This is a genomic window from Thiohalorhabdus denitrificans, assembly GCF_001399755.1.
GTDB classification, from domain to species: Bacteria; Pseudomonadota; Gammaproteobacteria; order Thiohalorhabdales; family Thiohalorhabdaceae; genus Thiohalorhabdus; species Thiohalorhabdus denitrificans.
In genome coordinates, this window is the sequence record NZ_LJCP01000007.1 from 220185 (window position 1) to 246557 (window position 26373).

Below are 26373 nucleotides of genomic sequence, written 5' to 3' on the forward strand. Positions count from 1 at the left end.
GCTCCGAGCAGCTGCTTCCGAATATACAGGAGAGCAATCATGGCCGATCAAAATACTCCCGATCAGGGTGGCATCGCCGGGCACGGATCCTTCTTCCAGCCCACCGACCTGTCCCCGCAAGAGGCGCAGGCGGCCACGGAGTGGGTCCGCAAGGAGGTGGACAAGCGCCGGTACCAGAACGAGGAGCGGGTGGACGACATCCGCGAGCACATGTGGGAGCTCGAGAAGGACGGTGAGATCATCGTCCACCGCATCAAGGACGAGCACGAGCCCATCGATGTGGAGACCCTGTACGGCTGGAACAAGCGGATCCCCACCAAGCAGCTCTGGCACCACAAGTCCTGCGGCCAGTGCGGCAACATCCCGGGATATCCGGCCAGCCTGCTGTGGCTCATGAACAACCTCGGGATGCAGCCGGGTAAGGACTACCTGGACGAGACCGATCAGACCAGCTGCACCGCCTGGAACTACCACGGCTCCGGCATCGGCAACGTGGAGTCCCTGGCCGCGGTGTTCCTGCGCAACTTCCACCAGGCCTACGTCTCCGGCAAGCAGCACGGCTACGACGACGGCCACTTCTTTCCCCTGGTGCATTGCGGCACCTCCTTCGGCAACTACAAGGAGATCCGCAAGTACCTGATCGAGTCCGCCGAGCTGCGCGAGAAGGTCACCAAGATCCTCGACAAGCTGGGCCGGACCGTGGACGGCAAGCTGGTGATCCCGGAGGAGGTGGTGCACTACTCCGAGTGGGTGCACGTGATGCGCAACCGCATCGCCTCGGAGCTGCAGACCATCGATATGAGCAACATCCGGGTGACCATGCACGTCGCCTGCCACTACTACAAGATGATCCACGAGGACGCGGTCTACGACCCCAACGTCCTGGGCGGCAACCGCACTGCCATCGGTACCGCCATGGCCCAGGCCCTCGGGGCCCAGGTGATCGACTACTCCACCTGGTACGACTGCTGCGGCTTCGGCTTCCGCCACATCATCTCCGAGCGCGAGTTCACCCGGTCCTTCACCATCGACCGGAAGATCAAGGTCGCGCAGGAGGAGGCCCAGGCCGACGTGATGCTCGGCAACGATACGGGCTGCATTACCACCATGGACAAGAACCAGTGGATCGGTAAGGCGCACAACCAGCCCTATCAGGTGCCGATTATGGCCGAGGTCCAGCTGGCCGCCCTGGCCTGCGGCGCCGATCCGTTCAAGATCGTGCAGCTGCAGTGGCACGCCTCCCCCGTGGAGGAGCTCGTCGAGAAGATGGGCATCTCCTGGGCGGACGCCAAGGCCAACTTCGAGGCCTACCTCAAGGAAGTGGAGAAGGGCAACATCGAATATCTCTATAACCCCGAACTGGCGTACGGAGGAACGAACTAAATGTCCGACACCGTTCTTGTCGTAGGTGGCGGTCCGGCTGGCCTGGCGGCGGCGCACGCCGCCTCCACCGCCGGTAAGAAGGTCGCCCTGGTGGAGAAGGAAGACATCCTCGGCGGGGCTCCCATCCTTTCCGGCTACGCGAAGCTGGTCCCCAGCGGGGAATGGGCCAAGGACGCCATCGGGCGCATGGTCAAGCGGGTGGAGGACGACTCCAACGTGACCGTGTACACCTCCACCAAGGTGGAGCAGTTCGACGGCGAGCCCGGCAGCTTCACCGCCAAGCTGTCCAACGGCGACTCCGTGGACGCGGGCGCCGTGGTCCTCGGCACCGGCTTCACCCACTTCGACTCCATCAACAAGCCGGAGTGGGGCTTCGGGATGTACGAGGACGTGGTGACCACCACCCAGGTGGAGCAGATGGTGGGCCGGCACGAGGTGAAGTGCCCCTCCGACGGCCGCGTGCCCGAGCGGGTGGCCATCCTCCTGTGCGTGGGCTCCCGGGACCGCCAGATCGGCCGCGAGTGGTGCTCCAAGATCTGCTGCACGGTCTCCTGCAACCTGGCCATGGAGATCAAGGAGCTGTCCCCGGAGACGGACGTCTACATCTATTACATGGACATCCGTACCTTCGGCCTGTACGAGGACAAGTTCTACTGGAAGTCCCAGGAAGAATTTAAGACCAAGTTCGTCAAGGCCCGTATTGCCGAGGTGACCACCTCCGAGGACGGCCGCCTGCTGGTGAAGGGCGAAGACACCCTGGTCAAGCGGCCCATCATCATCCCGTTCGACATGGTGGTGCACGCCATCGGCATGGACCCGCAGGACGACAACCCGGAGATCTCCAAGACCTTCGGCATCGGCCTGGAGAACCACGGCTACATCGCCCGCGCGGAGATGTACACCAACACCCAGGGTACGACCCGCGAGGGGGTGTTCGTTGCTGGCGCGGCCACCGGCCCCAATGACATCGACAGCAGCGTCGCTGAGGGCCAGTCCGCGGCCCTGCGCGCGGTAGCGACCATCAATGGCGTGGCTGAGAAGAAAGCAAGCTAAGGGGTCCGGGGAGAACCTGGAGCCTACGGAACTGGGGGTTGAGCTCAGCCCCCAGCGCTGCGAGCAGGCCCTGCAGCAGCTCTTCGACAACCTTGAGGCGGACGGCGGCGTGGAGCGTTATGTCGCCGCCCTCAAGATGAAGAGCGAACTGTTCGGCAAGCTGCTCGCCCCCGAGGCCCTTGCCCAGCTGGACGAGGAGGCGCGCGACACCGTCCTGGAGCGGGTGTTCTCCGCCCGACGGCGCCTCGCGCCCCACCTTCGGGAGATGGACGTCGCCGACTTCCGCTCCCTGGTGGGGGAGCTGCTGCACGGCAAAGGGGACCTGGAGGAACGGATGGAGGCCTTCACCGAGGCCCTCCCCTGCGAGGGGAAGGCGTGTCGCGCCCGGCGCGACCTCGCCGCCGACCTCCTCCATTTCTACGACCCCGAGCGGTATCCGCTCATGACCCGCTGGGTCTGGGACGTGACCACCGATTCGGGAGCCCTGCGGGAGCTGGTTCCGCACAGCGATCAGATCGATCGGCTGCCCACGGGCGGGGAGCCCGGGGTGTTCCTTACCCTGCGTGATTGGGTGAAGGAGCAGCTGGAGGCCCAGTCCTTCTACCGGGACCTCGATCTGACGGCCGATCTGCTGCTGGCTCAGGTGTACGCCCAGTACATCAAGGCCATGGCGGAGGGCATGCTGCGGACCGATTTCGGCGGGAACAGCGAGGACCCCAGCGAGCACGTGCGCAAGCTGTTGGGAATCGATGAGCAGCGCCTCAAGGGACGGTCGCGTTTGAAGGGCGAGACCGAGGGCTGAAGGGGTTTCCACCCACGGGCGCTTCTTTGGCCTACGCACCGGATGATGGCCTGGCTAGGAGTCAGCAATGGCGATTCATGAAAAGTCTCTGATCGATGCCGAAAACATAATGGAGGAGGAGGACCTCACCGTTGACGGTGTGGACGTCTCCGGCCATTGGAACACCATGATCCGCCCGCGGTACCTCACGGACTACGATGAGAGCTTCCGCAAAGAGATCGCGGCCCAGCCGCAGGCGGAGAACGTGCACCGGTGCTGGCAGTGCGGCTCCTGCACCAACTCCTGCACCGTGTACGCGCTCAACACCGACTTCAATCCCCGGTACTGGATCTACCTGATCAACCTGGGCCTGAAGGACGAGCTTCTCAAGGACAAGGACATCATCTGGCAGTGCGTGTCCTGCAACAAGTGCACCAACATCTGCCCCAAGGACGTGCGTCCCGAAGGCGTGATGAAGGCCACCGCGCACTGGCTGGAGGAGAACGGGTACACCGATACCACCTACTCCACCCTGTTCGACGAGGAGTTCACCGAGCAGATCCTCGAGCGCGGCCGCATCGAGGACGGTGAAGTGCTGCAGAATTTCTACAAGAAGACCAACCAGTCCCTGTTCCAGGAATGGATCGTGGAGATGGGCAAGCGCATGGTGAAGCACCTGCCCTTCACCCACCTCATGCACATGGGCATGGCCTCGGTGTTCAAGCCGAAGACCAAGTCCTGGGGCAAGACCGGTGAGGTTCTGCGCGAGTACATCCGGGAGCAGAAGGAGGCCAGGCAGCATGCCTAATAAAGTCGCTTACTATCCGGGCTGCGCCCTGGAGGGCTCCGGCGGCCCTTACGATAAGTCCACCAAGGCCCTGGTGAAGGCGCTCGGCCTGGAGATGGAGGAGGTCTCCGACTGGAGCTGCTGCGGCGCCATGGAGGCCAAGAACGTCCATCCCATGCTGCAGACCTACATGTCTTCCCGGGTCATGGCCATCGCCGCCGAGCAGCAGGGCTACGACACGGTGATGGCGCCGTGCAACGGCTGCTATCACAACCTCAAGAAGGCCGAGTACGAGACCGCCACCGACGACGAGACCATGGAGACCGTCCAGGACCTCGCCAAGAAGTCCGACGACCCGGTCTACAACGGCGACGTGCGCACCGTGCACGCCCTCGAGTGGTTCATGGAGGAGCTCGGCCCCGAGGGCATGAAGGAGAAGATCAAGAAGTCCCTCAACGGGATCAAGATCGCCAACTACTACGGCTGCATGTACACCCGGCCGCGGCAGATCTTCCCCGAGAAGGACCAGGGCTCGGGGAGCGAGTCCTCCTACCGGCCGCACTTCATGGACGACCTCCTGGAGGCCGCCGGCGCGGTGAACGTGGAATACCCCCTGAAGACCGCCTGCTGCGGCGGGGCCCACACCCTCTCCGACGCCGACACCTCCACGCAGCTGGTCCTGAACCTGCTGCAGGCCGCCGAGGATTCCGGCGCCGAGGTGATCGCCACCGAGTGCCCCACCTGCCACTCCGGGCTCGAGATGCACCAGATCCGGGCGGAGAAGGAGTTCGGCATCGAGACCAACGTGAAGATCATCTACTTCACCCAGCTGCTCGGTCTCGCCATGGGGCTTTCGCCGCGCAAGCTCGGCATCCATGAGAACATCAGCGACTCCATGGATCTCCTGAAGGAAAAGGGCGTCGCGTAAGTCCTGGAAATCCGGAAGGCGGGGAACCTGTTCAGGTCCCCGCCTTTTGCGTCTTTAGAGGGCGGCCATGGAGTGCAACGGTTGCGAGATCCGTCCGGAGCTCTACTACGATCCGGACTTCCAGATCTGGGCCCGGCGTGAGGAGGACGGCAACCTCACGGTGGGCATGACCGACTACTCCCAGTCCATCGCCGGCAAGATCCTCCATGCCCGGGTGCGCAAACCGGGGACCCGGCGTCCGGCCAGCAAGCCGATCGCCACCCTCGAGTCCGGGAAATGGGCCGGTCCCGTCCCCAATTTCTTCGACTGCGTGATCGTAGAGCCCAACGAGGAGATCATGAAGGATCCGACCCTCCTCAACCTGGAGCCCTACGAGGCCTACATCGCGGTGGTGGAGCCGGTGAACGGGGCCGAATCCGCCCTGGAGGGCATGCTAACCGGAGAGGCGGCCGGCGAGGAGTTCTGCCGGCGCGCCAAGGAAGAAGGCTGGGAGTGCGACCGCGACATCCGCTGAGCGGGTGTCGGTCCCTAGGAGAGGTTGTTGGTCAATGGATTTCGATGAGGCCGAGGATCAGCTGGTCATATTCCTGATGACCAGTGGCCCGAGCACCCCGCAGCGCTGCGCCACCCCGTTCTACCTGGGGTCCCTGCTCGCGGCCATGGACTGTGACGTCAAAATCTTCTTTACCATGGAAGGCGTGCGGCTCCTTCAGAAGGGGGTGCCCGAGAACTTGACCGCCATGGAAGGTGGGAAATACATTCACACCTTTATGCAGGAGGCCAAGCGGGCGGGCGTGGAGCTCATCGGCTGCAAGCCGGCGCTGCCCGGCTACGAGCTGGAGCCCGGAGAGCTTATCGACGAGGTGGACGAGGTCGCCAACGCCGGGCGGCTGGCGGATCTCATCCTGTCCTGCGACAAGCTGATCACCTTCTGAATCGGCCGGACGGACGGAATTTCCGGGGAGGGCGGTCCGCCATCCCTCGCCGGAAGCAGATAGAGCGTGCAGTAGCTTTCGAGCACACCGGCCAAGGCCGGTCTCACCCCGTACCTGTATAGGAGGATTGTCGATGGGGACCGTTCGCGGATGTAACATTCCGGAAGACCTCTACTACAACGTCGAGAACAACGTCTGGGCGCGCAAAGAGGATGACGGGACCGTCACCATCGGGATGACCGCCTTCGCCGCGGCCCTGGCCGGTGATCTGGTGGCCTACACCCCGAAGAAGGAAGGCAAGTCCATTAAGAAGGACAAGTCCGCCGCCACGGTGGAGTCCGGCAAGTGGGTGGGCCCCGTGAAGAGCCCGGTGGCCGGGGACGTCACCGCTACCAACGACCAGGTGGCCAACGACCCCAGCCTGGTGAACCGCGATCCCTACGGGGACGGCTGGCTCGCCAAGCTCGATCCCGCCGACTGGGATGGCGAATCCGGCGATCTGGTGACCGGCCAGGATGCCCTGGACGCGTTCGAGAAGAAGATGGACGCGGACGGCTTCGACGGCTGCTAGGCCGCGCCGGGGGAAGCCCGCTTCCCCCGCGCCCTCCGCAAGGACGGGCGGCAGGGACCCGAACGGGTCCCGCCAATGGGCTCCGGGCGAGCCCATTGGCGGGGGCCGAGAACGCGCCGGCCGACCGTACACCGATGGTTAGGGACCGAGAGGCGACCCGACGATGCTCGACTGGCAGACCGCCATTGGACAGGTGGAGGCCCTGGAAGACCTGGACCTCGATCACGGGCTCATCCGCGAGATGCAGGAGACCCTGACCCGCATGCCCGCGGGCGACGAGCCCAATATCAATTTCTACGTCCCCTCCTTCAAGCATTTCGAGACCGACGAGATCGCCGGCTGCGGCAAGAACCGCTTTCCTGCCGTCTCCGTGACCGGGCCCAAGTGCAAACTGCAGTGCGACCACTGCAAGGCCAAGGTCCTGGAGGGGATGCAGCCGGCCGAGACGCCCGAGGAGCTGGAGCGGCTGGTGGAGGAGGAGTTCATCCCGGACGGGGCGCGCGGCATGCTGCTGTCGGGCGGCTCCAACCACCAGAACGTCATCGACTATCCGCGGTTCTTCCCCACCATCCGCAAGCTCAAGGACAAGTACCCCCACTTCCAGATCGCCATGCACACCGCGCTGGTGGACGACGACTACGCCGCCGAGATGGACGCGGCCGGCGTGGACGTGGCCATGCTGGACGTGATCGGCGCCCAGGAGACGGTGCAGAAGGTCTACCACCTCAAGCGGCCGGTGGAGGACTTCGAGAAGTCCGTGGCGGCGTTGGTGAAGACCGACATGAAGGTGGTGCCGCACATCGTCCTGGGCCTGCACTACGGCGAGTTCCTCGGCGAGTACAACGCCCTGGAGATGATCGCCCGGCACACCCCGGACGCCCTGATCCTGGTGGTCACCGAACCCTACTTCGCCCCCAGCAATCGGCCCTTCAAGACCCCCGACGCCAACGAGGTGGGGCGGTTCTTCATGGACGCGCGCCAGCGCATGGGCGGCCAGACCCCCGTGCTGCTGGGCTGCGCCCGGCCCGGCGGGGAGCAGCGGGTGGTCACCGACACCTACGCGGTGATGGCCGGCCTCGACGGCATCGCCTTCCCCTCCGACGGCATGCTGGAGCTCGCCGACACCCTGGGCATCCAGCACAAGACCACGCCCTCCTGCTGCTCCGTGATCGTCGGGGAGGAGATCCTCCCCGTGGCCGAGACGGCGTAGGGGCCTCTGGTGGCTGACCGTCCCACCTGGCGGCTTCTCGACACCGGCCTGCGGGGCGCGGCGGAAAACATGGCCCTCGATCAGGTACTCCTGGAGAGCCACCAGGAGGGCCACTCCCCCAATACCCTCCGCTTCCTGCGCTTCGAGCCCTGCGTGCTGGTGGGCTACCACCAGAAGGTGGCCCACGAGGTGTGGGAGGATTTCTGCGCCGAGCATGGCATCGCCGTGCAGCGCCGTATCACCGGCGGCGGCACCATCTACTTCGATCCCCTGCATCTCGGCTGGGAGCTCTACTTCGACCGCGCCTCTTTCGGCACCGGGGACATGGCCGAGCTCTCCGCCCGGATCTGCCGGGCGGCCGCGGCCGGCCTGCAGCGGCTCGGAGTGGACGCCCACTTCCGGCCCCGCAACGACATCGAGGTGAACGGCCGCAAGATCTCCGGCACCGGCGGGGCCTTCGACGGCAGCTCCGTGGTCTTCCAGGGCACCGTCCTCATCGACGCCGAGCTGGAGAAGATGCTCGGCGCCCTGCGGGTGGCCCCGGAGAAGCTTTCCAAGCGCCAGATCAAGGACATCGGGGAACGCCTCACCACCGTCAAGGAGGTGCTCGGCGGCCGCGAGATCGCCTGGGACGAGGTGAAGCGCAACCTCGCCGACGGCTTCGCCGAGGAGCTGGGGATCCACCTGGAGCCCGGCGAGCTGAACACCGTGGAGGAGGGGAAGCTCCCCGAGACGCTGGCGGAGATCGAGGACGAGGAGTGGGTCCACCTCCACGCCCCCGCGAGCGCCGAGGACGCCACGGTGGTAGAGGCCACCCACCGCTGCGAGGGCGGGCTGGTGCGGGCGGCGGTGGCGGTGGAACCGGACCGCGGCATGATCAAGCACGTCACCTTCAGCGGCGACTTTTTCGTCAATCCGAAGCGCATGGTCTTCGACCTGGAGGCCGCCCTGCGCAACCTGCCCATGGCCCGCCTGGAGGAGGCCGTCCAGGACTTCTTCCGCCGCTCGGAGGTGGAGATGCTGCTGCTGCGGCCCGAGGACTTCTTGACGGCGGTCAACGACGCCCTGGTCCAGCTCGGCGAGGGTGATTCGCGGGATTCCGCCGACGAGGAGGCCTCGGGGTGAGCGCGCCCGCCGCCTTTGACGTCCTCGTCGTGGGGCTCGGCCCCGGCGGGGGCTCCGCGGCCCGGGCCGCGGCCGCCGCGGGCTGCCGGGTGCTGGCCGTGGACCGCCGCAAGGAGGTGGGGCAGCCGGTGCAGTGCGCCGAGTTCCTGCCCAACCCCATGCTGCGCCACGGCAACCTGCCGGGCGTGCTGGTGCAGAAGATCACGGGCATGAAGACCTTCCTGCCCTCCGGGCACCGCGAAGACTCCGACTTCCCCGGCCTGATGATCGACCGGGGCAACCTGGACCGGGCGGTGGCCGACGAGGCGGAGGCGGCCGGCGCCGAGCTGCGCCTGGAGACCCGCCTGCTGGAGCTGGACGCCGAGGGGCTGGTGGCGCGGCTCAAGGGGCCGGAAGGGGAATACGAGGTGGCCGCACGAGCGGTGATCGGCGCCGACGGCCCCCACTCCCCGGTGGCCCAGGCGGCCGGCCTGCCCCCGCAGAAGACCGTGCACACCCGGCAGCACACCCTGCCCCTGCTCGATGCCTACGCCGACACGGACATCTTCCTGTCGCCGGACTTCCCCGGCGGCTACGGCTGGTTCTTCCCCAAGGGGGACGTGGCGAACGTGGGCCTGGGCATCGACCGCCGCTACGGCGAGGACCTCGGCGGCCCCCTGGCGGGCCTGATCGCCCAGCTGGTGGAGCGGGGCCTGGTGGAGGACCGTTTGCTCGGCCGCACCGGCGGCTCCATCCCGGTTGGCGGGCTGCGGCCCATGGTCCACCCGGGCCCGGTCCTGCTGGTGGGCGACGCCGCCGGACTAACGCACCCCATCACCGGGGCCGGCATCCCTGCGGCGCTGATCTCCGGGGACCGGGCCGGCGAAGCCGCTGCCGAGTACCTGGAGGAGGGCGACGCCGAGGCCCTGGAGGATTTCGAGGAGGACGTGCGCGATCAGTTCGAGACCTCCGTGTCGCGTGGCGTGGAGCGGCGCGAGGAACTGGAGCGCATCTGGGGACGCCCGGAGGCGTCCAGCGACGCCCCCCACCGGCGCGGCTGGATCGCCTTCTCCGAGTACTTCGGCGCGTCGGCCGAAGCGGAAGAGGCCGTTTCCCGCTAGGGAGGAGGCCGCAGAACCCGGAGCCCGGGACACACCGAGCAAGGGAGGCGGGCGGTTGTGGGAGCGGTCCGCGACCGCGACTTGCAGCGAGCCCAAAGGGTCGCGGTCAAGGACCGCTCCCACAGAATCCTTCCGCCCGGTAAAGCGGGCCTTTGTGGGAGCGGCCAGTGGCCGCGACGGACGGGACTTCTCCGCGAGCCCCGTGGTATTTAGTCTCAGCTTTGAATTGCCGATTTCGTAGTTGGCCGTATGCAGACCGCATGCCCCGAAAGGGCCCCGCGGGGCCTGCCGGATAGATCCACGAGGAGGCACCGATGAGCGAACCGACGGCGACGCCGATTCAGTTCTACAAGCCGGACCTGTTCACCAAGACCCCGGAGATGCGCTCGCCGGAATACGTCCAGATGTCCACCGCCGCGGCCATCTCGCTGGGGCTCATGGACGGGCAGATGTACCGGACGAGCTGCACCCACTGCCTGAACCTGCTGGTCACCTATCCCGAGGGGTGCCGCGCCAACTGCTCCTACTGCGGCCTGGCGCGCCACCGGGAGGAGGACCGGGACTACGCCGACCGCAACTTCATCCGCGTGGACTGGCCCACGGCCAAGATGGATGACGTCATCCAGCGGGTGAAGGAGGGCAAGGACGGCGGCGCCTTCCAGCGCATGTGCATCTCCATGATCACCCACCCCAACTCCGACGAGGACTCCTTCACCATCCTCGACAAGTGGGTGGCCGAGGTGCCGCACGTGCCGGTCTCCATCCTCTCCAACCCCACCACCCTGCGGAAGGAGGACATCCAGCGGTTCAAGGACCACGGCGCCGACATCTTCACCGTGGCCCTGGACGCGGTGACCCCCGAGATCTTCGAGCAGACCCGCGGCAAGACCGTGAAGTCCCCGCACCGCTGGGAGAAGTACTGGCGCGCCATCGAGTGGGCCGCCGAGATCTTCGGCCCCGAGAAGTTCGGCGCCCACCTCATCTGCGGCATGGGCGAGACCGAGCAGGAGATCCTGGAGATGGCCCAGCGGATCAAGGACCTGGGCGGCCACAACCACATGTTCGCCTTCTTCCCCGAGCAGGGCAGCCTCATGGAGGACTGGGACCCGGTGCCCCAGGACCAGTGGCGGCGCGTCCAGCTCGGCCGCTTCCTCATCGACTACGGCGGAGGCCACTACGCCGACATGACCTTCGACGAGGCCGGCCGCGTGGTGGACTTCGGTTACCCCGAGGAGGACCTGGAGCGGGTCATCAACTCCGGCAAGCCCTTCCAGACCAGCGGCTGCCCCGGTAAGGACGACGAGGAGGTGTCCGCCTGCAACCGGCCCTATGGGGACTCCCCCCCGACCGACATCCGCTCCTTCCCCTTCGCCCTCGACGATACGGATGTGGAGCTCGTTCGCCGGCAGATGGACGGCGAGCCGATCCGCAACCGCTTCGAGCTGGAAGAGGAAGACGACGAGTAGAGCGTTCGGTTTTTTTGCCGGAAGCGCGAAACGGCGGCCCTCGGGCCGCCGTTTTTTTGTTTTGGGCCCTTGGACAGGCAAATTCGGAAGCGGGAAGGAAAGTCGTAATTTGTATAGCCTAATATTGCTGTATAACCACACGGTAATAGACTTAAATTGGAGGGATTCTATACGGAAATTTCCCCGTAAAATCATCTTGTAGAAGAATATATTGATATAAAGGATTAACTTGCCTTTCAGACAATAAAAATTTGTGATTTTTTGGTCCGCGGACAGTGTAGTATCAAAGTCCATGGTTGTTGGCACGAGCAACCGGCACGAGCAACTACGGGCAACCCGTAAAGGGAGGAAGCACCTAATGCGGACCAACCGGATTCTCTCCGCCGCCCTCGTGGCGTGCGGAGCCATTGGCCTCTCCACTACCGCCCACGCCACCAACGGCTACCAGCTCATCGGCGTGGGGTCCTACCAGAAGTCCGTGGGCGGCGCGGTGACCGCGGCCCCCAAGAGCGCCATGACGGCCATCACCAACCCCGCCGGCATGGCCGCCATCGGTAACCGCGCCGACTTCTCCATGGAAGCCTTCATGCCCGAGCGCTCCACCGACTTCTCCGCCACGGGTGGGGACAAGGTGGACAGCGACGCCGAGCTCTACGGCGTTCCCTCCATCGGCTGGACCGCTCCGGTGGCCGACGGGTCGGATTGGTACTTCGGCGGCGGCATGTACGGTACCTCCGGGCTGGGGGTGGATTACCCGCAATCCTTGATGATGCCTGGGGCGGCTAGTCCGACCGGTAGCGACATGTACTGGAGCGGCTACAGCAACATCCAGTTCTGGCAGATGTCGCCGACCCTGGCCTATCGGGTGGACGATCGCCTGAAGGTGGGTGCGGCTCTGAACATCGACTACCAGTCCGTGGCCTTCAAGCAGCATGTCGCCTCGGATCCCAACGGTGACGGTAATGCAGAACAGACCGTGCAGAACTTCGACCTTAGCCGCGGCGCCAGCGCCTTCGGCTTCGGTTTAAGCCTGGGTGCCCTCTACGACGTCACCGACCAGGTGACCGTCGGGCTCTCCTACAAGAGCGAGCAGGCCTTCTCCGACCTGGAGTACAACCTCGATTACGGGGATATCGGGGAATTGGTCCCTGGGTCCGGCTTCCAAGGCCAGCCGGCCGGCACCTACAAGCTGGGCCTGGACTATCCCCAGCAGGCGGCCCTGGGCATCAAGTTCAGCCCGCTCACTACCCTGGACATCTCCGCGGACATCAAGTGGATCAACTGGTCCGCGACCATGGACGACCTGAAGGTGGAGGCCCCCTCCGGCGGGCAGGACGTGGACATGGATCCGGGCTGGGACGACCAGGTGGTCTACGCCCTGGGCGTGAGCTGGGACGCCACCCCGGATCTGAGCCTGCGGGCCGGCTTCAACTACGCCGAGTCCCCCATCGACAACGAGGATGCCTCGGCCAACCTGATCCTGCCGGGCGTGGTGGAGAGCCACTACACCGTGGGCGCCAACTACAAGTTCAACGGCCACTGGGAGCTGGGCGGCCACTTCATGTACGCCCCCGAGGTGACTCATACGGCCCCCAGCAACGACCCGCAGGCGCCGGGCGCCGAGATCGCCCTGGAGGAGACCTCCGCCGGCATCAACATCGGCTACCGCTTCTAGGCCTTGGCGGCAACGGGCGGGGGGGCGGCTTCGGCCGCCCCTTTTGCGCTTGAGAATACGCTTGAGACGTCCCCCACAACGTTCTCACCGAATGCAGAAGGTTAGTAAAATGAAGAGGATCATGACCCTGAGCGCCGCCCTCGTGGCCGGCGCGCTGGTTGCCCTCCCGGCCGTGGCGGCCAAGAGCCCCTACACGGCGGCGAGCCGCCTGGCCGACGGCGAGGTGAACCAGGTGGTATCCGACGTGGAGTCCGCCCTCGGCGAGGCGGGCTTCGAGGTGGTGGGAAGCTACCACCCCATGGACATGGAGGGTCGCGCGGTGGTGGTGGCCACCGACGACGCCCTGCTGGAGGCCATCGAGAAGCGGCCCACGACCACCCGGGAGGGCCACACCATTCCCGCGGCAGGCCTGCGCATCGGCGTTTTCCAGTCCGAGAAAGGCTCGGTGGAGATCAGCTATGTGAATCCCACCTACCTCTACAACGCCTACTTCCAGGACGCCTACCCCGAGGTGAAGGACGAGGCCCGCGACGCTGAACAGCGCCTGCAGGACGCCCTGGGCGGCATCGGCCAGGAAGCCGGCGAAGCCTTCGGGGGCGAGGTGGAGGACCTGGAGCACTACCATTACATGGTCTTCATGCCGTACTTCGAGGACCATATCCAGCTGGCGGAGCACGACGACTTCGACGCCGCCGTGCGGACCATCCGGGCCAACCTGAACCAGGGCGTGGGGGAGACCGCGCCGGTCTACGAGGTGGTGATGCCCGAGCGGAAGATGGCGGTGTTCGGCGTGGCCATGAACGACGAGCACAACGGCGTCCCGAGCTGGTACCCGAAGCTGATCCAGCGCCACGTGGCGGCGCTGCCCTACGAGCTCTACGTGGTGGGCGGCAAGGCCTTCATGCTCCACGGCCGCTTCCGCATCGCCCTGTCCTGGCCGGAGCTGACCATGGCCACCTTCTCCAACATCATGGACGCTCCCGGCGATACGGAGCGGACCCTGCGGGAGGTGGCCTCCGACTAGGCCCGCCGTTCCTGGTAGAATCTGGGCCCCGCCATGTGGCGGGGCCTTTTTGTTCGCCGTTTTGACATGGGGGAGCGGCCCCCGGAAAATCGTATATCCGACCTCGCTAATCAACTAAAAGGCAGGCGATCCCCATGGCCAAGACGATCCCGCTGCAGGATACCGGCTCGCTGAAGAACGAGCTGCGCAAGTACCAGAAGGGGCAGAAGCTCACCATCCAGGAGTTCAACCGGGTGGCGCGCCTGGCCTACTTCGGCTTCGTGGTGCTGACCCCGCTGGACCCGGAGAACGACGAGGTGGACTCCTACCTTATGTACATCCAGCCGCCGGAGGGCCTGCCGGCCACCCAGCTGGACATCTACGAGGACATGCCCGACTCAATCACCATCCTGGACGGCGAGCAGGGCAACGCCATCGCCGACGTGATCCGGCAGGGCGTCCGCGACCGGGTGGACCAGCTCCAGGCCGTCAACCGGCGGGAGTTCTACTTCGAGTACTTCTACGAGCAGGAACAGTCCGGGAGCTCCGGGGAGAACGGCGACGGCTCCTCCTGAGACGGGCCACTCCAAGGCGCCGGTGCGAAAGGCGCGCTGGCTGGAGGGCGGCCGGCTGGCGCCCTTCGACCTGCACGCCTTCTACCACGGCCTGGCCCACGCCATGGGGCCCGGGGATGCCCCCATCGTGGCCTGGGCCCGTCCCGACCGGCCCCACATCTCCCTGGGGCCCCACCAGGACGCCGCCGAGGAGCTCTCCCTCGACATGACCGGGCGGGCCGCCGGGCTGGAGGTGGTGCGGCGGGAGACGGGCGGGGGCACCGTCTACGTGGACCCGGACCAGTGGGTCTACGCCTTCATCGTGCCCCGCGACTGGATGCGCGGGCGCCCCACGGACCTCTACGGGCGGGTGCTGCCCGCCGTGGAGGCCACCTTCGCCCGATTCGGGCTGAACGTGGAGAACCGGACCCGCAACGACCTGTGGTGCGGGGACCGGAAGATCGGCGGCACCGGCATGGCCACCCTGGGCAACGCCCTGGTGCTGGTGGGCAGCTTCATGCTCCGCTTCCCCGCCGCCCGCTTCGCCGCCGCCGTGAACTGCCCGTCGCCGTCCTACAGGCGCTTCCTGGCCGCCGGCCTGGGGGAGGGCATGGGGGCGTGGGCGGATCTCGCCACCCCGCCCGCCGCCAATGTCCTGAAAAACGCCTTCCGCCACGCCGTGGCCGGGACGCTGGGGTGGGTGGTGGCCCCGGACGCCTGCACCGCCGGGGAGGCCCGGGCCATCAGCGAGGCCGACGAGGAGCTGCGGGATCCGGACTGGCGCTGGGAGCCCTTGGGCCGCCGGGCGGTGCGGGAGGGCATCAAGCTCAAGGGCGATGCCTTCCTCACCGAGCGGCGCGTTCCGGGCCTGGGCCGGGTGACGGTGCAGACGGAGGACGGCCGGATTCGCCGCCTCGACCTCGAAGGGGTGGATCCGGCGCGCAGCGCCGCCTGCGCCGGGCTGCCCCCGAACCCGGCGCTGCTGGCCGCCCGGCTGGGGGGCGAGCGGGCCATGGAATGGGCCGAGGCGGTGGCCGCTACCGCCGTGCGGGACGAGCACGAGGCCGCCCGGCCCGCCAGGGATAGCGCCTAGAGCTCCAGCACGCCGAGGACATCCAGTTGGGGAATCAGCCCTCCTGGAGATGAACCCTGTGGGAGCGGTCCGTGACCGCTCCCACAGGGGATTGCCAGGGGGCTCAATGGGCAGGATTCCCAGGGACAGGCGGACCCAATACCAAGGAAGCACAACCATGAGCGAACCGACCATCAGCCGGCGCCTGCAGCCCGGTTTCATCATCGTCACCACCGACGACGCCATCGCCCGGGAGCTCAAGGAGGCGGCCGGGGAGGACTGGCAGGTGGAAGTGGTCCCGGCCATCGAGGACGCCGGGGAGTGGAACGAGATCCTGCTGTACCGCTTCATCCTCCTCGACCTGGAGCAGGGCGCCGGCGACCCCGTGGAGCAGCTGCAGCGGATCCGCCGGGAGTACATGATCAACACGCCCGTCCTGGCCTTCGGCGGCGACAAGGCCACCTGGGACCGGGTGCGCCCGGAGGGCGCCGACCGCCTGTTCGAGCGGGGCGAGATCACCAGCAAGCTGCCGGAGTTCATGGAGGCGCTGGGCTGGTGAGGTAGGCGCGGAGCCTCTGCCGCCGAAGGAAGGTGTAGGAGCGGCCTCCTGGCCGCGACCGTCGTGGCGTGCCCCGAGTGGTCGCGGCGGGGGCCGCCGCTCCTACGGGGTTCCCCTGCCAAGGTCATTGTAGGAGCGACGGCCCCCGTAGCGACCCGGCTGGTTCCGATAACCAGGTCGCGGCCGGGAGGCCGCTCCTACAGGGGGCGGAAACACTTCCCGTAAACAAAAAAGGCCCCGGATCGCTCCGGGGCCTTTTCGCGAAAGAAAGCGTGCCCTAGTGGTGCGGGGGCACCTCTTCCTTGGTGTCCCGCTTCTCCCGCTCCCAGATGTGCACGGTGTACTCGCGGGTCTCCTTCTCGCCGTTGCCCTCAACGGTCAGGAAGGCGGCCCGGGCGCCCGGGGTGTCGAACTTGGTGGTGCAGGTGAACACGCCCGGGAGGCTTACCGTTTCCTCGCACACGACCTGGTTCTCGACCTCCAGCCGGGCGGTGGCGGTGCCGGAGCCGTTGAGGCGGACCTTGAACCGGTAGTCCTCGCCGGGGGCCTTCCGGTAGTTGTCCGGATCGCGGAACTTGTTGTACTCCAGGCCGTTGATGTTGACCTGCTTGATCAGATTCTGGCTCATGCCGCCCTCCGTGGCTATGCATCCAACGGCAATGAAAGGAAAAGGAACGCTCGAACCGCCCGTTGTGCGGCCGGACCGGCCCGCGGGGCGCGGACCGCCTGAATTCTGGACGGTGAAATTATACCGGTCAGCATTGCGCGCGCGAATAAGCTTTTGTAATGGGCGCGCGGATATGCTTTATTTCCGCGCCGAATTTCGCTCCTCGCCTTGAGGATCTTGATGATGGATAATAGGGGGCTGTTCATGGAATGCCCCCCACATTCCCACGGAGTGGACCGATTCGTACCGAGGCCAGTTTTTCCCAGCTAGATTCCGAGCTCCGCGGCCGGGTGAAGACCCTGGGCCGCATGCTCGGGAACGTTCTCAAGACCCAGGCCGGCGGCGAGGTGTTCGAGGCCGTCGAATACCTGCGGAAAGGCTATATCCAGCTGCGCCAGGAGGACAACACCGCCCTCCGCGATCAGCTGGCCGCCTTCATCAAGGACCTGGACCCCGACACCCTCACCTACGTGATCCGGGCCTTCTCCGCCTATTTCCGGCTCACCAACGTGGCCGAGGAGGCCCACACCCACCGCCTGCGCTACCAGACGGAGCAGGAAGGGGAGTCGTGGGAGAACAGCTTCGAGGACGTGTTGGGCCGGCTCAAGGCGAAGGGCCTCACCCCGGAGCAGTGCGGGGAGCTGCTGCACCACCTCGACATCTCGCCGGTGATCACCGCCCACCCCACCGAGGCCACCCGCCGCACCCTGCTGGAGGGCCAGCGGCGCATGTTCCTCAAGGTGAAGACCCTCGACGATAACCGCCTGCCGCCCGCCGAGCGCCAGCGGCTGGAGCGGGATCTGGGCGTGGACATCCAGATCCTGTGGAAGACCGACGAGGTGCGGGTGCGCCGGCCGCAGGTGGAGGACGAGATCGAGAACGGCCTCTACTACTTCCGGGAGAGCCTGTTCCTCGCCATCCCGCGGGTCTACCGCAAGCTGGAGCAGGCCCTGGAGGCGGTCTACGGCGACGAGGCCCCCCCGGTGCCGCCCATCATGCGCTTCGGCTCGTGGATCGGCGGCGACCGCGACGGCAACCCCTACGTGGCCGCCGACACCACCGCCTGGGCCCTGCGCACCCACAAGCGCGAGACCCTGTCCTGCTACATCAACCGGGTCGAGCAGCTGCACCACATCCTGTCCCACTCCGACCGCTTCGGCCGGCCCTCGGAGGAGTTCTACGAGCGCCTCGAGCACGACCGGCGCTGCTTCCCCGAGCTGGCCCGCCACCTGCAGCAGCGCTACTTCCATGAGCCCTACCGGCAGAAGCTGCGCTTCATGCGGGAGCGGCTCATGCGGGCCCACGCCGCCAACGAGGCGCGGCTCTCCGGCGGCATCCCGGGGGCGGAGTGCGACTACGCCTACACCGGCGAGGAGGAGATGCTCGCCGACCTGCGCAGCATCGCCGACTCCCTGGCCAGCCACGGCGACTACGCCGTGGGCGAGCGGGAGCTGAAGGACCTGCGGCGGATCGTGGAGACCTTCGGCTTCTTCCTGGCGCGCCTCGACGTGCGCGAGGAGTCCAGCCGCCACACCATGGCCGTGTCGGAGGTGCTGACCGCCCGCGGCGACCTGGAGCGGCCCTACGAAGAGCTCTCCGAGGAGGAGCGGGTGGCGCTGCTCACCGGGGAGATCGCCGAGCGCACCGACCTGGTGCCGCGCGGGGTGGAGCTCTCCCCCGAGACCCGGGGCGTGCTCGACGTCTTCCGGGTCATGGCCGAGATGCAGGGCGAGATCAGCCCGCAGGCCTTCGGCAGCTACATCATCTCCATGACCCGCAGCGCCAGCCACGTGCTGGAGGTGCTGTGGCTGGCCAAGACCGCCGGCCTGCTGGGGCGCAACAGCGACGGCACGTGGTTCAACGGCATCTCGGTGGCGCCGCTGTTCGAAACCATCGAGGACTTGGAGCACATCCAGAAGGTCATGACCGGCCTGCTGGAGAGCCCGGTCTACCGCAGCCTGCTCGCCGCCATGGGCGACGAGCAGGAGGTCATGATCGGCTACTCCGACTCCTGCAAGGACGGCGGCATCGTCTCCTCCTCCTGGGCCCTCTACCAGGCCCAGCGCCAGGTCACGGACCTGGGCCAGGAGTACGGCGTCACCGTGCGCATCTTCCACGGCCGCGGCGGCACCGTGGCGCGGGGCGGCGCCCCCACGCACAAGGCCATCCGCGCCCAGCCCCCCGGGACCGTGCAGGGCGGCATCAAGATCACCGAACAGGGCGAGGTGCTCTCCAGCAAGTACGCCAACCTGGAGACGGCGGTCTACGAGCTGACCGTCATGGCCTCCGGGGCCCTCGAGGCCAGCCGCGGCACGGTGCAGGAGATGCCCGGCGACCGCCAGGACTACCTGGACGCCTTCGCCGAGCTGGCCGAGGGCGGCGAGCGCGCCTACCGGAACCTGACCCGCAACACCCCCGGCTTCCTGGACTACTTCTACGAGGCCACGCCCCTGGACGGCATCAGCCGCCTGAACATCGGCTCCCGGCCCAGCCACCGGGCCAAGGAGGACCGCTCCCTGGAGTCCATCCGGGCCATCGCCTGGGTGTTCAGCTGGAGCCAGAGCCGCCACACCCTGCCGGCGTGGTACGGCCTGGGTACGGCCCTGGAGGAGTTCATCGGCGACAGCGACGACCGCCTGGCCATGCTCCAGCGCATGTACCGGGAGTGGCCGTTCTTCAACACCTTTCTGTCCAACATCCAGATGTCTCTGTCCAAGGCCAACATGGACATCGCCGCGCAGTACGCCTCCCTGGCCCACGACCGGGAGGGCGCCCAGGAGATCTTCGCCAAGATCCGGGCGGAGTACGACCGCACCCGGGATCTGGTGCTGAAGGTGGCGCAACTGAACGGCCTGCTGGAGGAGACGCCCATGCTGGCGCGCTCCATCCAGCGGCGGGACCCCTACATCGACCCGCTGAACCACATCCAGCTGATGCTCCTGCGGCGCTACCAGAACGAGGACCTCTCCGAGGAGGAGAACCAGCGCTGGCTGGGGCTCCTGCTGCGCACCATCAACGGCGTCGCCGCCGGGCAGCGGAATACGGGATGAGGCGGGCGCCGGACCGGCAGCGCGGGTGGCGGGCGGGGGCCCTGGCGGGCCTCGCCGCCGCCCTGCTCCTCGCCGCCTGCGCCGGCCAGGAAGGCCCCGAGCCCAACCCCCTGGGCCCCGATTTCCCGGGGAGCGTGGAGCCGGAAGCGGTGTGGAGCTACCTGCAGGGCTCGGAGTACCGGCGCTTCTGGCTCCCCGAATCGGTGGTGAACCCCGGCATCCACGCCGGGCGGGACCCGCACGGGCCGCTGGTGGACACCTTCGTGAACCGGGCCGTGGACAGCGGCCGCCCCCTGGGCAAGGAGCCCCTGCCAACGGGGTCGGTGATCGTCCTGGAGAGCCACACCAACGAGCCCCACGTCCACGCCATCGACGTCATGATCAAGGTGGAGGGCCACAACCCCGCCACCAACGACTGGGGTTTCCTGCGCTTCAGCCCCGGCGGCGGGGTGAAGGTGTCCGACGCGGAGGCGCGGCGCCAGGCGCGGGAGGAGAACCGCGGCTGCATCCACTGCCACGCCCGCACCGAGGAAACCGACTTCCTCTTCGAGCCGCGTCTGGCCCGCTAGCGCCGGCCGGCCGGTCCCTACGGCCCCGATTCCCCTCCCGCCCGCTTCGCACCGTCCTTCCGGGCCTACTACAATGAGCGCGTTCCCCGGGACCGCCGGGACGTCCCCCGGCCCGCACGCCAGGAGCAGGAACATGGCCGCATCCCCCGGTCTGCCGCCGGGCGCCGCCCACGAGCTGGAGCTGCTGTTCGGCCCCGAGCGGTGCCACACGGACCCGGACACCCTCGCCATCTACGCCACCGACGACACGCCGCGCAGTGTGCCGCCGGCCGGCGTGGTGTTCCCGGCCACCACCGAGGAGGTGGCGGCGGTGGTGCGCACCGCCCACCGCCACGGGGTGCCGGTGGTGGCGCGCGGCGCCGGCTCCGGAAACGTGGGCGGGGCGCTGCCCGTGCCCGGGGCGCTGGTGGTGTCCTTCGAGTGCATGGACGCCATCCTGGAGGTGGACCCGGCCAACCGGCTCCTGCGCGCCCAGCCCGGCGTCACCAACCAGCAGGTGCAGGAGGCCGCCGCCGCGCACGGCCTGTTCTGGCCCCCGGACCCCGGCAGCTCCCCCTACTGCCAGGTGGGCGGCAACATCGCCATGAACAGCGCGGGGCCGGGCGCCGTGAAGCGCGGCGTCACCCGCGACTGGGTGCTGGGCCTGGAGGCGGTGACGGGCACCGGCGAGGTGCTGCGCGCCGGCGCGCGCACCACCAAGGGCGTGGTGGGCTACGACCTCACCCGGTTGCTCATCGGCTCGGAGGGCACCCTGGGCCTGGTCACCGAGGCCACCCTGCGCCTGTGGCCGCGCCCGACCACCAAGCGCACCGCCCGCGCCGCCTTCGCCAGCGTCGCCGACGCGGGCGAGGCCGTGCAGCGCATCATGGCCGGCGGCGCCGTGCCCTCCGCGCTGGAGTTCATGGACAGCCTCGCCATCGACGCCCTGCGCCGCGGCGGCTTCGGGGCCGACCTGCCCGACGGCACCGGCGCGGTGCTCATGGTGGAGGCCGACGGCCCCGAGGCGGCGGTTGCGGAGGATTTCGCCGACCTCACCGGGCGCCTGGAGGGCCCGGGCCTGCTGGAGGTGCGGACCGGCGCCTCCGCCGAGGAGATCAAGGAGCTGTGGAAGGCCCGCAAGTCCCTGTCCCGGGCGGTGAAGCGCCTGGCGCCGTTGAAGATCAACGAGGACGTGGTGGTGCCGGTCACCGCCCTGGCCGCGTTCATCGGCCGGCTGGAAGGCCTGGCGTCGGAGTTCGGCCTGCCCATCGTCAACTTCGGCCACGCCGGTAACGGCAACATCCATGTCAATCTCATGGTGCACCCCGACGATCCCGACGAGAGGGCCCGCGCCCGCGCCTGCCTGAGCCGCGTGTTCGACACCGTGCTGGAGCTGGGCGGCACCCTGTCCGGCGAGCACGGCGTGGGCTCCGAGAAGGCCCCGTTCGTCGCTCGCGAGCTGGACGCCACCAGCCGCGCGCTGCACAACCAGATCAAGGCCGCCTTCGACCCCAAGGGCATCCTCAACCCCGGCAAGGCGTTCTAACGGCTTGAACCGCCAAGGACACCAAGGAACGCCAAAAAAACAGCCAGGATTTGGTAGGAGCGACGGCCCCCGTCGCGACCGGGTTGGGAGGCCGCCGCGGTGGTCGCGACCGGGACGGTCGCTCCTACGGGCTGGATCCCTCGATGATTGTTCGGTCAGCAAACTGCCTCGTCACCCCGACCATGAGGACATGGGGAAGGAATGAGAAACCGACGCCGTTCTCCGCGCCCCCTGCGTCTCTGCGGTTGGCCCGCCGTTAAGCAGCCATGACCGAACCCTTCCGCTTCCTCCACCTCGCCGACCTGCACCTGGACACCGCCTTCCGGGGGCGGGATGAAGCCGTGCGCGAGGCCCTGCGGAAGGCCACGCGGGACGCCTTTGAGGCGGCGGTGGACACGGCCATCGAGCGCGGCGCGCACGCGGTGCTGCTAGCCGGGGACGTCTTCGACGGCGAGCTGCTCACCTTCGCCACCGAGCGCTACTTGCTGGACGGCTGCCGCCGCCTGGGCGAGGCCGGGGTCACCGTGGTGCTCTGCACCGGCAACCACGACCCCGGCGGCGCCAGCCACCGCACCCGCGCCCTGGACTGGCCGGACAACGTCCGGCTCGCCTACGGCGCCCAGCCCGTCACCGTGGACATCCCGGGCGCCGACGGCGCCCCGGTGGGGCGGGTGGTAGCCGCCGGCCACGCCAAGGCCCGCGAGGACCGCAATCTGGCGGCCTCCTTCCCCGCCCAGAACGGCGACCTGCCCACCGTGGGCCTGCTGCACACCCAGGTGGTGGGCGCCGACTCCGCCGAGAACCACGACACCTACGCCCCCAGCGAGCCCGGCGACTTCGACAAGCCGGGCTACCACTACTGGGCCCTCGGCCACATCCACAAGCGCCAGGCGGTCCGCGAGGATCCCCCGGTGTGGTACCCCGGCAACCTCCAGGGCCGCCATCCCCGCGAGGCCGGCCCCAAGGGCGGCAACTGGGTGGAGATCCCCGCCTTCGGCCTGGCCCAGGTGGCGTTCGTGCCGCTGGCGCCGCTCACTTGGCAGACCGTGGCGGTGGAGGACCCCGGCGGCGAGAGCTTCGACGCCCTGGTGGCGGACCTGGCCGCGCGGGTGCCCGAGCCGGAGGCGGAGCAGCGGGTGGTGCGCCTGGAGCTGTCCGGGCCCCATCCCCTGGCCGGCGAGCTGACCCTGGAGGAAAACCGCCGCGAGCTGGAGGAGCAGCTCGCCGACCGCCTCGACGCCCTGGCGGTGGAGGTGCGCGACCGCGGCCTGCACCGCCCCGTGGACCTGGAGGGGCTGCGCGACAGCCCCTCGCCCTTGGCCACCGCCCTGGAGCTGCTGGAGCGGGCCGGGGCGGACGACGACCTGCTCGACGCCCTCGCCCCGGAGGAGCTGAGCCCCGCCGCGCCCGCCGACGCCGAGGCGCGCCGCGCCTACCTGCGGGAGCTGCTCGCCGACCTGGAGCCGGAGCTGGTGGACCGCCTGGTGCGGCCGGAGGGCCGCGAATGAAGGTCTGCTCCCTCGACTTGGCCGCCTTCGGCGCCTTCCTCGACCGGCGCCTGGAGCTCCCCGACGCCGCCGTGGTGGTGGGGCCCAACGAGGCGGGCAAGACCACCCTGTTCAACGCCCTCACCACCACCCTCTACGGCTTCGAGCCCGCCAACGAGGCCCAATTTCCCTACACCCCCCGGGCCGGGCGCCGGCCCGAGCTGGAGGCGGACCTCCTCCTCGACGGCGGCGCCACCGCCCACGTGCGCCGGCGGCTCCTGGCCAGTCCGGACGCCCAGTGGGAGGCCGACGGCGACCGGGAGGAGCTGCGCAACCGGCCCCTGCCGGTGGCCGACCACGTGGATCGCCGCCTCTACAAGGCCGTTTACGCCCTCACCATCGAGGACATGCAGGCCCTGGAAGGGGAGGCCTTCGCCCGCGTGGAGCAGCGCCTGCTCGGCGAGCTGGGCAACTCCTGGCAGCGCCCGGCGCGGGAGGTGGCCGAGGAGCTGGACGAAGAGGCCAAGCGCCAGTGGCGCCGCGACAAGCGCGGCAAGAACCGCTACCGCGAGCTGCAGAAGGAGCAGACGGAGGAGCGCAAGGCCCTCAAGGAGGCCCGGGCGCGGCAGGAGGAGCTGCGCGGCCAGGAGGCGCGGCGCACGGAGCTGGCGGGCCGCCTGGAGACGCTGAACGCCGAGCGCGCCACGCTGGAGGACCGCATCCGCCGCAGCGAGGAGGTGGGCCAGCTCCGCCGCGACCTGGCCCGCCTGGACCGGCTGGCGGAGCGCCTGGGCGACCCGGAGGCGGTGCGCCGGCTGGGCGAGGACCCCCGGCGCGACTGGCGCGAGCTGGAGCAGCGCGCCGAGGATCTGGAGGCGCGGGCCCGCGAGCAGGCCGAGGCGGTGGGCAAGCAGCGCGCCCGCCGGGACCAAGTGACCGCCGCCGACCGGACCCTGGTGGCCGACACCGAGGCCGCCGGCGTCACCGCGGCCGCGGCCCAGGCGAAGGAAGTCGCCGACGCCCGCGACCGCGCCGGCCGGGCCGAGGAGCAGGCCCGCGCCGAGCTGCGGGAGAAGGCGGAGGCGGCCCTGGCCGGCCCCTGGGAGGACGCCCACGGCGAGGTCCTGGATCGGATCACCCCCGCCGAGCTGCGCGATCGCGCCGCCGCCGCGGCGAGCGCCGCCGAGGAGGCCCGCGAGAAACAGCGCCGCCTGGAGGAGGAACGCCCGCCGGCGGTGGGCGCCCGGCTCCCCGGGATCTACCTGGTGGCTCCCCTGGCGCTGGCCGTGGTCCTGGTGCTGGCGGGGGTCCTCTGGTGGCCGCTCTGGGCCCTGGCGGGCTTCCTGGGGCTGGTGGCCCTTGGGGCGGGCGCCTGGAACCTCTACGCCGGGCAGGTGGGCCGCCAGGCCCGGGCCGACCACGACGAGCGGCGGGCGGCGCGGGAGCGGGAGCGCGACGACGCCGAGCGGCGCAGGCGGGAGGCGGTAGGGCAGGTGGCCCGCCTGCTGGACGGCCTGCCCCTGCCGGAGGGCGCCCGCGCCGAGCCGGGCCCGGACCTGGCCGGGCGCATCGAGGCCCTGCGCGGCGCCTGGCAGCGGTACCGCCAGGCCCGGAACGACCTGGCGGAGCGCCAGCGGGCCCTGCGCGAGCAGCGGCAAGGCGTCCGCGCCGTGCTGGCCCGCCATGGCCTGGATCCCGGGGAGGAGGGCGACCTCTCCGCCGCCCCCCAGGCCCTGGACCAGCGCCTGCAGACGGCCCGGGAGCGGGTTCGGGACGCCGAGCAGGCCGAGGCGGAGCTGGCCACCCTGACCCAGCGCTGCCGCGACCTGGCCGGCGACCTCGGCGCCCTGGCCGCCGCCCGCCGCGACCTCGCCGCCCGTGTAGACGCTGCCGTCCCCGGCCCGGGGCCGGCCGCCGAGCGGCTGGAGCAGGCGGCCCAGCGGGCCGCCGACCTGCGGCAGTGGGAGGCGGACTGGCGCAGCCTGCGCGAGCGCTATCCGGAGGTGACCGACCCCCGCGCGCGGGTGGCCGAGGCCGGCGCGGACCTGCTGGAAGGCGCCGAGCTGGAGCAGGCCAAGGAGCGCCGCGATCTCCTCGAAGGCGAGGTGGGGGAGGTGCGCGAGGAGCTGGCGCGGCTGGACCGGGACCTGGAGAAGGGCCGGGAGGTCCAGGACGTGGGCCTCATCCAGGGCCGCATCGCCGAGCTGGAGGCGGAGATGGAGGAGGCCGGGCGGGCCCACGACCGCCTGCGCGTGCTGGAGCGGCTGGTGCGCGAAGCGGACCGCCGCTTCCGCGAGGCCCACCAGCCGGACGTCCTGCGGCGGGCGAGCGCTTACCTCGCCGACGTCACGGGCGGCCGCTACACCCAGCTCCTTATGGAGGAGGGCGGCGGCGACGGCGCCCTGCTGGTGCGGGACGCCGGCGGCACCCTGCGCGGCGTGGACGGCGAGTCCGCCGAGCTGTCGCGCGGCACCCGCGACCAGGTGTTCCTGGCCCTGCGCCTGGCGGTGGCCGACCACCTGGACGCCGGCCACGAGCGCCTGCCGCTGTTGCTCGACGAGGTGTTCGTGCACTGGGACGCCGAGCGCCAGGAGGCGGGCCTGCGGGGCCTGCAGCGCATGGCCGGCGACCGCCAGCTGGTGCTGTTCACCTGCCACCGGGAGTTCGGCGAGCGCATGGCCCGCCTGCTCGGCACCGAGCCGCTGTCCCTGCCCGGGCCCACGGCGGAGGTGTAGGAGCAGGCTCCAGCTCGCGACCTGTTCGAGCAAACGCGCGAAAACGGTCGCGGCCGGGAGGCCGCTCCTACAAGGGCCCCATACGCCGTTGTAGGAGCGACGGCCCCCGTCGCGACCTACCCAATGGGTCTCGCGGGC

General features: G+C 68.9%; 23 protein-coding genes. 22 read left to right on the forward strand and 1 reads right to left on the reverse strand.

What is annotated here, in order from left to right; genetic code table 11:
* Positions 1-39 precede the first annotated feature (39 nt).
* The 17 genes from AN478_RS04270 (at position 40) to AN478_RS04350 (ending at position 16202) form a co-directional block, all read left to right on the forward strand.
* A complete protein-coding gene (locus tag AN478_RS04270) occupies positions 40-1383 on the forward strand; it encodes a heterodisulfide reductase-related iron-sulfur binding cluster (protein ID WP_082432810.1) in 1344 nt (447 codons plus the stop codon).
* Positions 1384-2436 (forward strand): FAD-dependent oxidoreductase, encoded by a 1053-nt coding sequence (locus AN478_RS04275; protein ID WP_054965381.1) that lies wholly within the window; start codon positions 1384-1386, stop codon positions 2434-2436.
* Positions 2408-3238 carry a hypothetical protein gene (locus AN478_RS04280; protein WP_054965382.1) on the forward strand — a complete coding sequence of 277 codons (831 nt, stop codon included), beginning with the start codon at positions 2408-2410 and terminating at the stop codon, positions 3236-3238. The genes AN478_RS04275 and AN478_RS04280 overlap by 29 nt, the downstream gene beginning before the upstream one ends.
* Before the next feature lie 67 nt (positions 3239-3305).
* Positions 3306-4025 (forward strand): 4Fe-4S dicluster domain-containing protein, encoded by a 720-nt coding sequence (locus AN478_RS04285; RefSeq protein WP_054965383.1) that lies wholly within the window; start codon positions 3306-3308, stop codon positions 4023-4025.
* Positions 4018-4932, forward strand: coding sequence for a CoB--CoM heterodisulfide reductase iron-sulfur subunit B family protein (locus tag AN478_RS04290; protein WP_054965384.1), 915 nt, complete (start codon positions 4018-4020; stop codon positions 4930-4932). Before AN478_RS04285 ends, AN478_RS04290 begins: the two co-directional genes overlap by 8 nt.
* Positions 4933-4999: 67 nt before the next feature.
* A complete protein-coding gene (locus tag AN478_RS04295; RefSeq protein WP_054965385.1) occupies positions 5000-5446 on the forward strand; it encodes a glycine cleavage system protein H in 447 nt (148 codons plus the stop codon).
* A 34-nt stretch (positions 5447-5480) separates the two neighbouring features.
* On the forward strand, positions 5481-5867 hold the full coding sequence (locus tag AN478_RS04300; RefSeq protein ID WP_054965386.1) for a DsrE family protein: 387 nt from the start codon (positions 5481-5483) through the stop codon (positions 5865-5867).
* Between the two features lie 133 nt (positions 5868-6000).
* Positions 6001-6438: a glycine cleavage system protein GcvH gene (gene gcvH / locus AN478_RS04305; RefSeq protein ID WP_054965387.1), complete on the forward strand. Its 438-nt coding sequence runs from the start codon at positions 6001-6003 to the stop codon at positions 6436-6438.
* A gap of 163 nt (positions 6439-6601) precedes the next feature.
* Positions 6602-7648, forward strand: a complete 1047-nt coding sequence (locus tag AN478_RS04310; RefSeq protein ID WP_074471376.1) for a radical SAM protein — start codon at positions 6602-6604, stop codon at positions 7646-7648.
* Between the two features lie 69 nt (positions 7649-7717).
* Positions 7718-8773: a lipoyl protein ligase domain-containing protein gene (locus AN478_RS04315; RefSeq protein WP_143004138.1), complete on the forward strand. Its 1056-nt coding sequence runs from the start codon at positions 7718-7720 to the stop codon at positions 8771-8773.
* Positions 8770-9873 carry an NAD(P)/FAD-dependent oxidoreductase gene (locus AN478_RS04320; RefSeq protein ID WP_054965389.1) on the forward strand — a complete coding sequence of 368 codons (1104 nt, stop codon included), beginning with the start codon at positions 8770-8772 and terminating at the stop codon, positions 9871-9873. The genes AN478_RS04315 and AN478_RS04320 overlap by 4 nt, the downstream gene beginning before the upstream one ends.
* A 314-nt stretch (positions 9874-10187) precedes the next feature.
* Complete coding sequence (locus tag AN478_RS04325; RefSeq protein ID WP_054965390.1) at positions 10188-11339, forward strand: radical SAM protein; 1152 nt, start codon at positions 10188-10190, stop codon at positions 11337-11339.
* A gap of 358 nt (positions 11340-11697) precedes the next feature.
* On the forward strand, positions 11698-13014 hold the full coding sequence (locus AN478_RS04330; protein ID WP_054965391.1) for an OmpP1/FadL family transporter: 1317 nt from the start codon (positions 11698-11700) through the stop codon (positions 13012-13014).
* Positions 13015-13123: 109 nt separating this feature from the next.
* Positions 13124-14038 (forward strand): hypothetical protein, encoded by a 915-nt coding sequence (locus tag AN478_RS04335; RefSeq protein ID WP_083342389.1) that lies wholly within the window; start codon positions 13124-13126, stop codon positions 14036-14038.
* 134 nt (positions 14039-14172) lie between these two features.
* Positions 14173-14592 (forward strand): hypothetical protein, encoded by a 420-nt coding sequence (locus tag AN478_RS04340; RefSeq protein ID WP_054965393.1) that lies wholly within the window; start codon positions 14173-14175, stop codon positions 14590-14592.
* Between the two features lie 22 nt (positions 14593-14614).
* Positions 14615-15664, forward strand: a complete 1050-nt coding sequence (locus AN478_RS04345) for a lipoate--protein ligase family protein (protein WP_054965394.1) — start codon at positions 14615-14617, stop codon at positions 15662-15664.
* A gap of 157 nt (positions 15665-15821) precedes the next feature.
* Positions 15822-16202 (forward strand): response regulator transcription factor, encoded by a 381-nt coding sequence (locus AN478_RS04350; protein WP_054965395.1) that lies wholly within the window; start codon positions 15822-15824, stop codon positions 16200-16202.
* Between the two features lie 277 nt (positions 16203-16479).
* On the opposite strand, the gene AN478_RS04355 is transcribed toward AN478_RS04350, so the two are convergent.
* Entirely contained in the window at positions 16480-16830 is a 351-nt protein-coding gene (locus AN478_RS04355; protein WP_054965396.1) for a hypothetical protein, read from the reverse strand.
* Between the two features lie 347 nt (positions 16831-17177).
* On the opposite strand from AN478_RS04355, the gene ppc reads away from it, so the two are divergent.
* The 5 genes from ppc (at position 17178) to AN478_RS14675 (ending at position 26235) form a co-directional block, all read left to right on the forward strand.
* Positions 17178-19919, forward strand: a complete 2742-nt coding sequence (gene ppc / locus AN478_RS04360; RefSeq protein ID WP_054965528.1) for a phosphoenolpyruvate carboxylase — start codon at positions 17178-17180, stop codon at positions 19917-19919.
* A complete protein-coding gene (locus tag AN478_RS04365) occupies positions 19916-20488 on the forward strand; it encodes a cytochrome P460 family protein (RefSeq protein ID WP_054965397.1) in 573 nt (190 codons plus the stop codon). The genes ppc and AN478_RS04365 overlap by 4 nt, the downstream gene beginning before the upstream one ends.
* A gap of 133 nt (positions 20489-20621) precedes the next feature.
* On the forward strand, positions 20622-22013 hold the full coding sequence (locus tag AN478_RS04370) for an FAD-binding oxidoreductase (protein ID WP_054965398.1): 1392 nt from the start codon (positions 20622-20624) through the stop codon (positions 22011-22013).
* A gap of 266 nt (positions 22014-22279) precedes the next feature.
* Positions 22280-23521 carry a metallophosphoesterase family protein gene (locus tag AN478_RS04375; protein WP_054965399.1) on the forward strand — a complete coding sequence of 414 codons (1242 nt, stop codon included), beginning with the start codon at positions 22280-22282 and terminating at the stop codon, positions 23519-23521.
* Positions 23518-26235 carry an AAA family ATPase gene (locus tag AN478_RS14675; RefSeq protein WP_054965400.1) on the forward strand — a complete coding sequence of 906 codons (2718 nt, stop codon included), beginning with the start codon at positions 23518-23520 and terminating at the stop codon, positions 26233-26235. Before AN478_RS04375 ends, AN478_RS14675 begins: the two co-directional genes overlap by 4 nt.
* Positions 26236-26373: the final 138 nt, after the last annotated feature.